The organism is Williamsia sp. R60 (assembly GCF_054063855.1).
Window position 1 is genome coordinate 1299753 of record NZ_JBSSGR010000001.1, and the last position, 12383, is coordinate 1312135.

A 12383-nucleotide genomic window follows, 5' to 3' on the forward strand; every position below is an offset into this window, starting at 1 on the left:
GGCTCGACAACTGTGAAATCGCCGAGCGCACCGACCGGGGGAGAACACCGAGTTCCTGCGGGGCAGCTGCTCACGGACCTTGCTCGTCACGGCGACCGTGACGTCGAGCCCGGACTCGTCGACTTCGCGGTCAACGTGCGTGGCACCACCCCTGACTTCCTGCTGCGAGCGCTGAATGCCCGCATCGGTGACCTCGCCCGCTATCCCGGGGTCGATGATGAGCGACGGGCCGTGGAGGCCATTGCCAGGCATCACCGCCGCGACCCGTCCGAGGTGTTGTTGCTGGCCGGGGCCGCCGAGGGTTTCGCGTTGCTGCCGCAGTTGCAGCCCCGGCTGGCGGCTCTTCTGCAACCCTCGTTCACCGAACCCGAGCGCGCATTGCGCGCAGCGGACGTCGCGATCGAACAGGTGGTGCTCCCGCCACCCTGGAACCTCGACCCCGATCTCGTGCCCGAGTCCGCCGACCTGGTGGTGCTGGGCAACCCCACCAATCCCACGTCCGTGCTGCACCCCCGCGCCGTGATCGCCGCCCTGCGACGTCCCGGTCGCGTCGTCGTGGTGGATGAGGCGTTCGCCGACATCGTGCCGGGGGAGCCGGAGAGCCTCGCGGGTGATCGTCTCGACGGTGTGCTGGTTCTGCGGAGCATCACGAAGACATATGCACTCGCGGGGCTGCGTGCCGGCTATCTCTTGGGCGACCCCCTGTTGCTGCGCCGGCTGGCCCGGGCCCGACCGCACTGGCCACTGGGGACGTTGCAGCTGGTCGCGCTCGAGGTGTGTGCGGGACCCGAGGGTGCTGCGTACGCGTCGGCGCAGGCTGCGGAGGTACAGGCGCATCGCGCCTCGATGATCGCGGCACTGCAGGGAGTAGGTGTCGAGGTGCTGGGACGGCCTTCGGCGTCGTTTGTCACGATCGCCGTCCCGAACGGCACTGCGTTCAAAGAACGGCTGCGCGATCATGGGTATGCGGTGCGCAGCTGCGCCAACTTCGTCGGGATGGGGCCGAACATGCTCCGGCTCGCGGTCCGCGACGAGAGCACTGTCTCCGGGTTGATCGATGCGATCGGAAAGGTGGGCTGATGACCGCCCTTGCAGACGTGATCGAAGTACTCGAACGGGCATACCCGGTACGGCTCGCCGAGGACTGGGACTCGGTGGGTCTGGTGTGTGGTGACCCTGCCGAGACGGTGGGTTCGGTGCTGTGCTGCGTGGACGTGACCGACGCGGTGGTCGATCTCGCCGTGGCCGGAGGGGTCGACCTCATCGTGGCCCACCACCCCCTGCTCCTCCGTGGCGTCGACACAGTGGGCGCCCATACCCCCAAGGGCCGGCTCATCCACCGGCTGATCCGGAACGGGTGCGCGCTGTACACCGCACACACCAATGCGGACTCGGCATCCCCGGGAGTGTCGGATGCGTTGGCCGGCGCGCTCGGACTGACCGACCTGCGGCCGCTCGACCCGAAACCTGCTGCGGCCATGGACAAGTGGTCGGTGTTCGTTCCCGCCGCCGAGGCCGCCTCCGTACGGGAAGCGATGTTCGCTGCGGGAGCCGGCGAGATCGGGGAGTACAGCCACTGCTGCTGGAGTACGTCCGGAACCGGACAATTCCTTCCCGGCGCAGATGCGGACCCGGCGGTCGGTGCACGCGGTGAGCTGACCCAGGTTGCCGAAGACCGTGTCGAGATGGTTGCACGCAGAACGGTGCGCGCAGCCGTTCTCGGCGCGCTGCGAGCAGCCCATCCCTACGAGGAACCGGCCTTCGATCTCATCGAGCCGGCCGCAGGGATCAGTGGGGAGGGACTCGGCCGGGTCGGTGAGCTCGCCGGACCGCTGACGCTGGGCGCGTTCACCAAGCTTGTCGCCGACGCCCTGCCCGTGTCGACGTCAGGGGTACGCGCCGCCGGTGATCCCGAACAGGCGGTCCGGACCGTTGCGGTCTGCGGTGGAGCGGGCGACTCGCTGCTCAGGGCCGCGCGGGCCGCCGGAGCGGACGTCTACGTGACGGGGGATCTACGCCATCACCCGGTCGACGAACATCTGCGCGGGGGTGGTCCGGCGCTCATCGACGCCGGCCACTGGAGCACCGAGTTTCCTTGGTGCGAGCAGGTTGTCGATCTCCTGGGTGCCGAGCTGCCGGGGCTCTCGGCCACCGTGTTCGCCAACCCGACTGATCCGTGGACCGTCCATCGAGGGGGTCACGGCGGATGAGGGCGGCGGGAGCTGAACCGAGTGGGTCGTCGCAGACCGCGTACGGTTGCACATCCATGCATAAAACGAAAGGGCACTGGTGAAAGCAGACCCGGCCAGCCAACGACTCATGTTGGACATCGCCGACATCGATGCCGAATTGCACCGCATCGCGCATCGGCGGGCAGTCCTTCCAGAGAACGCCGAGTTGAGCAGGCTTGACGAACAGCTGCAGACCCAGCGCGACGAGGCAATCCGCGCCCAGATCGCCGCCGAAGACCTGCTGCGTGAATCGCGTCGGCTCGACAACGAGATCAACTCGATGTCGATGCGCGAGGCCAAGGACAACCAGCAATTGGCGGCAGGCAATCTGCCTGCCAAGGCACTGACCGAACTCGAGCACGAGGTCGCCGGGTTGATCCGTCGTCGGTCCAATCTCGAGGACGAGATGCTCGAGGTTATGGAGCAGCAGGAAGCCGTCAGCGCGGACGAGCAGCGCGCGTCGGCGATGACGGCCCACACCCAACGGCTGATCGACGACGCCACGGCCCGCCGCGAGGTCGCGTTGGCCGAGATCGCGGAGGCAGAAGCTGCGGCGCAGACCAAACGTGACGCGATGCTCGAACACGTCGATGCCGCCCTCATGGCGATCTATGAACGGCAGACGAAAGCGGGACGGGTCGGAGCCGGATTGCTCCGGGCCGGACGTTGCGGCGGATGCCGCATGGAGTTCGACCGCGGTCTGCTCGGCCGCATCGCCGCCACCCCGGCCGACGAGGTCGTCCGATGCGACGAGTGTGGCGCAATCCTGGTACGCACCAACGAATCCGGTCTGACCCGGCAATGACCGCGGCGCCTGTGCGCTCGACGACATCGCACGCGACGACGGTGCACCGACGGCACGAAGGGTGAGGGACCGGTGAAGGTGATAGCGGAGGCAGACGGGGGCTCACGCGGCAATCCCGGTCCGGCCGGTTACGGGGCGGTCGTCTTCGACGCCGACCACTCTGCGGTTCTCGCGGAACGCAAAGAGGCGCTCGGGGTGACCACCAACAACGTGGCTGAATACCGGGGCCTCATCGCGGCGCTCACAGCTGCTTCCGAGCTCGGGGCCGTTGAGGTCACGATGCGGATGGATTCGAAACTCGTTGTCGAGCAGATGTCGGGCCGCTGGAAGATCAAGCATCCGGACATGATCCCGCTGGCTCGCGAGGCCAAGAGCCTGACCGGACGGTTCGACAACGTCGAGTTCGTCTGGATACCGCGCAATCAGAACGGGCACGCAGATCGATTGGCGAACGAAGCGATGGACGCCGCTGCAGGTGTGACGCCTGCCGCGTCGCCCGAATCCGACACCGGCAGAACGGTAAAAGCTCCGGCGACGTCGCCGGGGTGGACAGGCGCGCGCGGTGCTCCCACACGTCTGTTGCTGTTACGGCACGGGCAGACAGCGCTGTCGGTCGAGCGTCGCTACTCGGGTAGGGGTAATCCCGAACTGACCGAGCTGGGCCGCGAACAAGCAGCACTGGCCGCCAAGCGGCTGGCCTCACGGACCCCCTCGGACGTCAGTGCTGTGATCAGCTCTCCGTTGGGCCGCGCCAGGGAGACCGCCGAATCAGCCGCTACCGCATTGGGTTTGCCGGTCACGGTGCTCGACGGTCTGATCGAGACCGACTTCGGGGCGTGGGAGGGCCTGACGTTCCGAGAGGCCGCAGAGCGCGATCCCGAGCTCTTCAAGACCTGGCTCGGTGACACCGGCGTCGCCCCGCCCGGGGGCGAGAGTTTCGACACCGTCACCGAACGAGTGCTGCAGGCACGGTCAGAGATCGTCGCAGGCAACGAGTCGTCGACTGTTCTGGTGGTATCCCATGTGACACCCATCAAAGTGTTGCTGCGTTCAGCGCTCGATGTGGGTCCGTCGATTCTCTATCGACTGCACCTGGATCTGGCGTCGCTGAGCCTCGCCGAGTTCTATCCCGACGGCGGTGCGTCGGTGCGACTGGTGAACGACACCAACCACCTCGGCGAGATCTGACTCAACTGGCCTTGCGGCGACGTTGCTTCTCTGCCGGCATCCGGTCGGCCTGGTCGAATCCGGGACGGTTGCTGCCCACGAAGGCGAAGAGCCACGAGGCGACGGCCGCGAACCGGTTACGGAACCCCACCAGGTAGAACAGGTGCACTGCCAGCCACGTCAGCCAGGCGATGAAGCCGCCGAACCGGATTCGCTCGTTGATGGCCACCACCGCGCTGAAGCGGTTGATCACCGACATGCTGCCCTTGTCGAGGTACTGGAACGGGGTGCCCGGCTGCTTCTTCCGGCTGATGATGTCCGCAGCGTGGCGCGCCTCCTGCATGGCGACCGGGCTCTGACCGGGGTAGCCGTTCAACGACGTCATGTCGCCGATGGCGAACACGTTCGCGTAGCCACCGACCGTCAGGTCGGGGTTGATCAACAGCCTGCCGGCGCGGTCGGTCGCGCTTCCGGTGACCTCGGCGAGTACGCCCGCGAAGGCGCTTGCTTGCACTCCGGCCGACCACACGATGGTGTCGGCTGCGATGCGGCGCGTTGCCGCCCCGTCGCCGATCTTGACGGTGACGCCTTCTGAATCCATCTCGGTGACAAAGGCGTTCAGTACCACCTCGACACCGCCACGTTCCAGGGCCTTCTGCGCATAGGCGGACAGCGAACCCCCGTACACGGGGAGCGCGGCCCCCGCGCCCTCGACGAGGTAGACCGAGACGTCATCGAGCTTGTAATAGCGCGTGGCCAATTCGCGAATCTGGCCGGCCACCTCCACGCCGGTGGGGCCGGCGCCCACCACCACGAAGCTGAGCAACCGGCGACGCAAGTCAGGATCGTCCGTGCGCGCGGCCTCCTCGAAGCAGCGTCGGATCTGTGCGCGAAGACGGGTGGCATCGTCGATCGTCTTGAGCGCAAAGGAATATCGTGCGAACTCGTCACGACCGAAGTACGACTGGGTGGCACCTGTGGCCGCGATCAGATAGCGGAACCGGACGGTCTGGGCTGCGCCCTCTCCGCGGAATGTGAGGAGCCCGGCATCGGGATCCACCGCGGTCACCGTTCCCAGCCGCACCTCGATGTTCTTGTGGCGACGGAGGATGCCGGCCACGTCCGGGGCGATCTCCTCGCTGTTCAGGACGCCGGTGGCGACCTGGTAGAGCAACGGCTGGAACAGGTGCTCGGGAGTGCTCGAGACGAGGACCACCCGAAGACCCGACTTGGCGAGCCGCTGCGCTGCGGTGAGCCCACCGAAACCCGATCCGACGATGGCGACGTCGGCGTCGAGTTGCTGATTCGTGCTGGTCGTTGCGAAAGGTGCGTCCATGATCCTTTTATCTCCTGGGTGCGACATCTGCCAAGTACAGCGTCGACTCATCAAGGAGTAATCCCTCTTCAGCCCCTGATCAAACGAATTCTAAAGATAGGACTTATCGCGATTCGACATATATGCTGCTCACATGGAGCTTCGCCAGTTGACGTATTTCGTGGCTGTCGCCGAGGAGCTGAGCTTCAGCCGGGCGGCGCAGCGCTGCTTCATCTCGCAGTCGGCGATCAGTCATCAGGTTGCCCGGCTCGAGCACGAGCTGGGGTCCAAGTTGATCGAACGGTCCACCCGGGCCGTGGGGCTGACCGAGCTGGGCGCGCAGGTGCTCCCGCTCGCCAGGCAGATGCTGGGCATCGAATCGATGATCACGGCCGCGGCTCGGGCGCCTGGTGGCCGCGTACGCATGGCGGCGAACATGTCGTTCGCTCAGCAGTCGCTGGCCGCGATCGCGCAACTGCGTACCGAGCATCTCGATGTCGAGATCGAGTTCATCATCAAGAGTTTCGATCAGCGCATCGAGGCGGTGCTCGGTGGTGACGTCGACCTCGCGTTGATCCGAGGCGACATCGAACGCCCGGGCCTGGCGGTGCAGCGACTGTGGGTGGACGATCTGGTGGTGGCGATGTCGGATCGGCATCCCCTCGCGGGCACCGGCGACGTCCCGTTGGCCGAACTGGGTGCCTATCCGCTGTTGTTGCCGCCTGCGCGCGATCAGGTGTTGTTGCACAACGTGATCCGGTATGCATTCGACCGGCATGGACTGGATCGCCCTCGTCAGGCGCCGCCGTTGCCGGTGGATCACACGGCCACCATGGAACTGCTGAACCACCCCGACGAATGGACGGTGCTGTACGAACGGATGCCGCTGGCGGGTATCGCCTTCACGCGGGACCGCGAACGCGCACTGAGGGTTCCGGTGTCTGCTGTTGTTCGTTCGCCCGGTGCGCATTCGGAGATCGTGGATGATCTGATCGCAACGTTGCAGGCCGTACACAGGCGAACCGGAGACGAAGCGTAGCGGAGCTCGACCCAAGAGACCGAAGACGAAGCGTAGCGGAGCTCGACCCAAGAGACCGGAGACGAAGCGTAGCGGAGCTCGACCAGAGCTTCAGGTCACCAGCCAGAGCGCCACCACGGAGGCGACGAGGGCGGCGGGAACGGTGAGCAGGCCGACTGCGGTGAATTCCTTGACCGTCACGGTTTGACCACCGACCCGGACGAGCTTGAACCACAACATGTTCGCCAACGATCCGAGATAGGTGAGCGTCGGGCCGATGTTGACGCCGAGCAACATGGCGAGCACCAGCGGAGTCGGGCATCCGGCACCGAGCGCGGCAAGCATCAGCAGGGTTGCGGGAATGTTGTTGATCACGTTGGCGATCACTGCTGACACGACTGCGACGAGCAGCAGGTCGAGCAGGCCGGTTCCGTCGGGGAGGAAATCGGCGAGCCGGGAGCCCAGTGCGCCGTCGGCGATCCCGACGACAAGCACCCCGAGGGCGAACACGAAGGCGAGAAATCCTGCGTTTGCCGACCGCGCTATCTCGACCACGGAGGTGCTGCGTGCGCGAATTGCCAGCGCCGCCATCACCGTGGCACCGAGGACGGCAAACCACACCGGTTCGATACCGATCACCGAACTCAGCCCGAACAGCAGCAGCGTGGCGGCGAGTACGGCCAGCGCCGCGGTGGGGGCCGGACCGGGTTCCTCGGTGTGTTCCGGACGCGGGAGGGTCTTCAGGTCGTCACGGAAGTACCAGCAGAACAGTATGTACTCGACTGTCACGATCACCAGCCACGGCAGCGCCATCAGCAAGGTGAACTCGACGAAACCCAGGCCTGTCGCGGCAAATGCCAGCAGATTGGTCAGGTTCGACACGGGCATCAGCGTCGATGCCGAGTTCGCCAGGGTGAGAGAGGCGTAGCTGTACGGACGTGCGGCCACCCGTAGCGTCCGGGTCATCGACAGGAGGACGGGCGTCAGCAACAGCACGGTTGCGTCGAGGCTCAGGGCGGCAGTGGTGAGGGCACCGGCCACGAAGACGAAACCGAGGAGCCGGTACTTCGGCGCCGGCGTGCCTGCGGCAGGAACCGATCGGCGCGCGATGGTCCTGGCGAGCCAGGTGAAGATCCCCAGTGCGGCACACGCGTGCGACAACACGAGCAGGGCCGCCAAGAACAGGACGGTCGGTGACAGGGTTCGGATCTCGGCCCAGGCCTGATCGGGGGACACCGCGCCGATCGCGATCGCGAGCCCGGCTGCCGGAACTGCGGCTGCGGCCTCGGGAAGCCCACGCGGCCGCCAGACAGCAATCCCCAGCGTCGCTACCAACAGCACCAGAGCCGCAACATCCACGCGCTGATTGTTCCCTGCGCCCGGTCGGGTGGACCAATCGGACAGGAGGGAACGTACAGTGATGGAGCGAACGAGTCGGCCGGGCGGCCGCGATCGCGGGAACAGTTGCCTCAGCGACCTGCCCGCGGTCGAGGAAAGTCCGGACTCCACAGAGCAGGGTGGTTGCCAACAGCAACCCGAGGTGACTCGCGGGACAGTGCCACAGAAAACAGACCGCCGGCGAAAGCCGGTGAGGGTGAAACGGTGCGGTAAGAGCGCACCAGCATCACGGGTGACCGTGATGGCTCGGTAAACCCCACCCGGAGCAAGGTCGAAGGTCGCATCAGGTAACTGGTGCGGCTGCGCAGGTGTTCGAGGGCGGCTCGCCCGAGCCTGCGGGTGGACCGCTCGAGGTACCCGGCGACGGTGTACCCAGATGGATGGCCGCCACCGGCGACCGCAAGGTCGCCGGTACAGGATCCGGCTTACAGGCCGGCTCGTTCGCCCACATCCGAATGTTTGTCCCGACAGAGCCGTTGCCGGGGGAGCCCGCCGTTAGTCTTGGGCGGTGCAACGCAGACTCCGCGCAGCGGACATAGACTTCGGCGCCATCCGGACCGACCTGGGCTTGTCCGAGGACTTCGGCGCCGCCGCACAGGAACAGGCGCAGAACGCAACCGATCGGCTCGCCGATTCCCGCATCGATCGCACCGACCTCCCACTGGTCACCATCGACCCGCCCGGTTCGGTTGATCTGGATCAGGCAGTCCACATCATTTCCGACGGTGACTGCTTCGTGGTGCACTACGCCATCGCAGACGTCGCCGCGCTCGTCCCTCCCGAGGGGCCGTTGGACCAGGAGACGCGCCGGCGAGGGCAGACCGTCTACTTCCCGGACGGGAACGTGCCGTTGCATCCTCGGCCGCTCTCGGAGAACATCGGGTCGTTGCTGCCCGATCAGACGCGGCCCGCGGTGCTGTGGCGGATCACCGTGGACTCCGCAGGGGAGCCGACGTCGGTGGACGTGCACCGGGCGTCAGTGCGTTCGGTGGCTCGTCTGGACTACGCAACAGTGCAGCGCGACGCGGACACAGGTCGCCTGCACCCGTCGATTGCGGCGCTGCCCGCCTTCGGCGAACTTCGCAGCAGACTGTCGATCAGCCGCGGCGCCATCGAATTGGGGTTGCCCGAACAAGAGGTCGTCCGTGAGCCGGGTGGCGACTGGCAGCTGGTGGTGCAACCCCGCACCCGCGCCGACATGTGGAACTCGCAGGTGTCGCTGCTCACCGGGATGTGCGCCGGCCAGATGATGCTCGAGGCCAAGACCGGGCTCCTGCGAACCCTGCCCGACGCTCGTCCGGAAGACGTGGACAAATTGCGTGCATCCGCCTCTGCCCTGGATGTGCCCTGGGCACATGGTGTTTCGGCGGGAGCGTTCTTGGCCGGACTCGATCCGGCGGCTCCGAGCACCCTGGCGTTGATGTCGGATGCGACCACTCTTCTGCGTGGCAGTGATTATCTGGCGATGTTGGGGGAGATCCCGCCGGACAGGGTCACCGGCCACGGCGGTATCGCCGGTGTGTACGCGCATGTGACGGCGCCGCTGCGCCGGCTTGCCGATCGCTTCGCGACCGAGGTGTGCCTGGCGCTCGCGTCGGGGGAGTCGATTCCTCCATGGGTTCGCACGGCGCTGCCGACTCTTCCCGATGTGATGCGGAGTTCGAGTTCGGTCGCCGGCAAGGCCGACCGGGCCGGCCTCGATCTCGCCGAGGCGATGCTGTTGTCGAGCCGGGTGGGCGAGAGTTTCACTGCCACAGTCCTGCACGGGAAGCGGGGTAACCGTCACGCTCAGGTCTTCATCTCTGACCCAGCGGTGTTCGGCAGCTGTCTCGGCGACCCACCGGAAGGCACTCGGATCCAGGTGAGACTGACCGAGGCCGACCCTCACGAACCGACGGTGGTGTTCACCGCCGTGCCGTGATGGTCGGCCACGCGATCACCGAGCCGAGCGGATCTTGTCGTACTCGGCGAGCGCAGCCTTGGCCGCGGACTCCTCACGTGCGTCGAGGCGTCCGTAGACAAAGGCGTCAGCCGGGGTGACGGCGGATGCGGATGCCAGCGATGCGAGGTGCTCGCGACTGACTTCTGCATCGTGGAAATCGCCCAGCACGCTCTGTTCACCCTTGGCGACCTTGGCGATCTTGCGGTGTTTGTTGCTCTGCAGTTGCTCACCTGATTCGGCGCTGTACCGCAACTGCTTTGCGCGTTTGCGGATGGTGTGGAGTTGCTCCACCCATTCAGGTGTGCCGTCGGTGAGTTCCTCGAGTTTGCGCTGAGCCTTCTCGACACGCTTGGCGCTGCGTTTGACCGCGTGGTCGAGTGCGTCGGCGGCGGTGAGTTCTGCATCCTCACCGGCTTCGGGCTCGGCGATGGTGCGGTCGAGCTCTTCGAGCAGCTCGAAATACCGCTTCGAGCGCAGGAAGTCGATGGCCAGTTCGAGTGCGATGCGGTGCGTTTCGCGTTGGTCGTCGATCAATGCGGTGACGATCGACTCCGATGCCTTTTCGTTCTCGAGGAGGTGTTCGTTGCGTTCGAGTTGTACCTCGGCGTCCCGGGCTTCGCCGAGAACTGCTGCGAGATGTTTCAGCTCGCCGCCCAGATGTTCGGCCGTGTCAGCGGACAGCACATGCGGGAACGACTGCAGCACGCTACGCGCTCGTCTGGTCGCCACCCGCATCTGGTGAACAGAATCGGGCGCATTCTCGCGGACGAGGGGATCTTGAGCGATCAGGTGGTCGCGGTGCTCGGCCAGCTCAGAGATGACGAGCTCGAGAGCGCTGGGTTTCTTCCCGATGGAGTGGGCCTTGCCCGTGGGGGTCGGCCCGATCGTCCTGGCCAGTTTCGATGCACTGGACGCGGTGCGGGCTCCATTGGCGCGCAACAATTTGTCGGCCTTCTTGAGCAGCTTCTCGTTGCCGTGGACCAGTTCGAGTTCCCACTCGTTCCAGCTCTGGGCGTGTCCGCCGGGAAGCAGTGACTGGGCGGTCACGTTGTCGTCGCACAGGACGGCCAGCACGTTGTCGTCCTCGTCGCGCAGTTCGGTGATGTGCCGGACGGTGGCGATCGTCGCGATGGGGATCAGGCGCCGACCTCGGACGTGTACATCGACCTGGTCGGCCAGGGCGTGGGGCACCACAGCCGCGAAATGGTCCGTCTGCGTTTCGGTGCTGGCGTCGGTCACCGAGTCCAGCGGGGCGTGTAGCTCGCGGCGGGCATTGCTGTTTGCGGGGGCGGGACGCTTGAGGTGCCATCCCTCGTCGTGGCCTCCGGCCCGCCGGCGCAAGGTGATCTTGTTGCTGGCCAGATCGAGAGCTTCGGTGTCGTAATAGGTTGCGTCCAAGTGCTCGACCACCGGTCCGGACACCGAATGCACCACGTCGAGAGTGGTCAGATCAGGTACGGACGCTCCGGCATTCAGGTCGTACTTGAGTTCGACTTCCAGAACCTCGTCGGCGCTCACCGGGTTCTTCCCTTCTGTTGGTCGAGACCGGCAAAGCGGTCGGTTGCTTCGATCAGGTGGTGGCGGATACCCGTTTCGAACGAGGCATGCCCGGCATCGTCCACCATATGCAACTCGGCCGCCGGCCATGCACGGTGAAGGTCCCAGGCGCTTCGTGCCGGGCACACCACGTCATATCGACCCTGGACGATCACACCTGGGATGTGTGCGATCCGATGCGCGTCGCGCAGCAGTTGCCCCTCGTCGAGGAAACCTCGGTGCGTGAAGTAGTGGTTCTCGATGCCGGCGAAAGCGAGTGCATAGCGTTCGGAGTCGCCGTCCTCGTCTGCGTTGGCCCGCTGAGGAAGTAGGTAGCTGGTCGACTTCTCCCACGTCGTCCACGCCACTGCGGCCCGCACCGCCGCGGCGCGATCGTCGCCTGTCAACAGCCGGTGGTAGGCCTCGACCAGGTCGCCGTCGCGGTCCGACTCGGGAATCGGTTCGAGGTACGACTCCCACAGATCCGGGTAGATGTTGGCGGCGCCGCCGTTGTAATACCAGTCGATCTCGCTGCGGCGCAGCAGGAAGATCCCACGGAGGACCAGCTCTGTGACCCGCTCGGGATGCCGCTGTGCGTAGGCGAGTCCCAACGTCGACCCCCAGGAACCGCCGAACACCTGCCACCGGTCGATCGCCAACTCCGTGCGCAACTTCTCCACGTCGGCGATCAGGTGGCCGGTGGTGTTGACGGACAAGTCGGCGCCGTCGGCGATGTGGGGCCGGGACTGCCCACATCCCCGTTGGTCGAACAAGACGATCCGATAGGCGTCGGGGTGGAAGAACTGTCGCTGATTCGGGGACGTACCGCCGCCCGGACCGCCGTGGACGAACACCACGGGTTTGCCGCCCGGGTTGCCGCTCTGCTCCCAGTAGATCTGTTGCCCGTCACCGACATCGAGATGTCCGGAGGCGTACGGCTCGATGGCCGGATAGAAATCGCGCATCCGACC

General features: G+C 66.0%; 10 protein-coding genes and 1 other RNA gene. 7 read left to right on the plus strand and 4 right to left on the minus strand.

What is annotated here, in order from left to right; translation table 11 throughout:
* Window positions 1–12 precede the first annotated feature (12 nt).
* From cobC to ACVWY6_RS05870, 4 genes are all read left to right on the plus strand, one after another.
* Window positions 13–1080, plus strand: coding sequence for an Rv2231c family pyridoxal phosphate-dependent protein CobC (gene cobC, locus ACVWY6_RS05855; RefSeq protein ID WP_457536630.1), 1068 nt, complete (start codon window positions 13–15; stop codon window positions 1078–1080).
* Window positions 1080–2210 (plus strand): Nif3-like dinuclear metal center hexameric protein, encoded by a 1131-nt coding sequence (locus ACVWY6_RS05860; RefSeq protein WP_457536632.1) that lies wholly within the window; start codon window positions 1080–1082, stop codon window positions 2208–2210. The genes cobC and ACVWY6_RS05860 overlap by 1 nt, the downstream gene beginning before the upstream one ends.
* A gap of 79 nt (window positions 2211–2289) precedes the next feature.
* A complete protein-coding gene (locus tag ACVWY6_RS05865; protein WP_457536634.1) occupies window positions 2290–3036 on the plus strand; it encodes a zinc ribbon domain-containing protein in 747 nt (248 codons plus the stop codon).
* A 72-nt stretch (window positions 3037–3108) separates the two neighbouring features.
* Window positions 3109–4224: a bifunctional RNase H/acid phosphatase gene (locus ACVWY6_RS05870; RefSeq protein WP_457536636.1), complete on the plus strand. Its 1116-nt coding sequence runs from the start codon at window positions 3109–3111 to the stop codon at window positions 4222–4224.
* Between the two features lies 1 nt (window position 4225).
* Here ACVWY6_RS05870 and ACVWY6_RS05875 read toward each other — a convergent pair whose 3' ends face one another.
* Window positions 4226–5539 carry an NAD(P)/FAD-dependent oxidoreductase gene (locus ACVWY6_RS05875; RefSeq protein ID WP_457536638.1) on the minus strand — a complete coding sequence of 438 codons (1314 nt, stop codon included), beginning with the start codon at window positions 5537–5539 and terminating at the stop codon, window positions 4226–4228.
* Window positions 5540–5672: 133 nt separating this feature from the next.
* On the opposite strand from ACVWY6_RS05875, the gene ACVWY6_RS05880 reads away from it, so the two are divergent.
* Window positions 5673–6557 carry a LysR family transcriptional regulator gene (locus ACVWY6_RS05880; protein ID WP_457536640.1) on the plus strand — a complete coding sequence of 295 codons (885 nt, stop codon included), beginning with the start codon at window positions 5673–5675 and terminating at the stop codon, window positions 6555–6557.
* Between the two features lie 90 nt (window positions 6558–6647).
* Here the strand turns inward: ACVWY6_RS05880 and ACVWY6_RS05885 are convergent, their stop codons facing one another.
* On the minus strand, window positions 6648–7895 hold the full coding sequence (locus ACVWY6_RS05885; protein WP_457536642.1) for an SLC13 family permease: 1248 nt from the start codon (window positions 7893–7895) through the stop codon (window positions 6648–6650).
* Window positions 7896–7966: 71 nt separating this feature from the next.
* On the opposite strand from ACVWY6_RS05885, the gene rnpB reads away from it, so the two are divergent.
* Together rnpB and ACVWY6_RS05895 are read left to right on the plus strand one after the other, a co-directional pair.
* Window positions 7967–8378, plus strand: an RNA gene (gene rnpB, locus ACVWY6_RS05890) — RNase P RNA component class A.
* A gap of 64 nt (window positions 8379–8442) precedes the next feature.
* Window positions 8443–9855 carry an RNB domain-containing ribonuclease gene (locus ACVWY6_RS05895; protein ID WP_457536644.1) on the plus strand — a complete coding sequence of 471 codons (1413 nt, stop codon included), beginning with the start codon at window positions 8443–8445 and terminating at the stop codon, window positions 9853–9855.
* A 15-nt stretch (window positions 9856–9870) separates the two neighbouring features.
* Here the strand turns inward: ACVWY6_RS05895 and ACVWY6_RS05900 are convergent, their stop codons facing one another.
* The gene (locus tag ACVWY6_RS05900; protein ID WP_457536646.1) at window positions 9871–11394 is read right to left on the minus strand and encodes a CYTH and CHAD domain-containing protein; all 1524 of its coding nucleotides are present in this window, start codon (window positions 11392–11394) and stop codon (window positions 9871–9873) included.
* Complete coding sequence (gene pip, locus ACVWY6_RS05905; RefSeq protein WP_457536648.1) at window positions 11391–12377, minus strand: prolyl aminopeptidase; 987 nt, start codon at window positions 12375–12377, stop codon at window positions 11391–11393. Before pip ends, ACVWY6_RS05900 begins: the two co-directional genes overlap by 4 nt.
* Window positions 12378–12383: the final 6 nt, after the last annotated feature.

Bases quoted from the DNA above. Each gene is read 5' to 3' on its own strand.
- ACVWY6_RS05860 (WP_457536632.1), top strand. From the start codon at position 1,080: ATGACCGCCCTTGCAGACGTGATCGAAGTACTCGAACGGGCATACCCG.
- ACVWY6_RS05875 (WP_457536638.1), bottom strand. From the start codon at position 5,539: ATGGACGCACCTTTCGCAACGACCAGCACGAATCAGCAACTCGACGCC.
- ACVWY6_RS05880 (WP_457536640.1), top strand. From the start codon at position 5,673: ATGGAGCTTCGCCAGTTGACGTATTTCGTGGCTGTCGCCGAGGAGCTG.
- pip (WP_457536648.1), bottom strand. From the start codon at position 12,377: ATGCGCGATTTCTATCCGGCCATCGAGCCGTACGCCTCCGGACATCTC.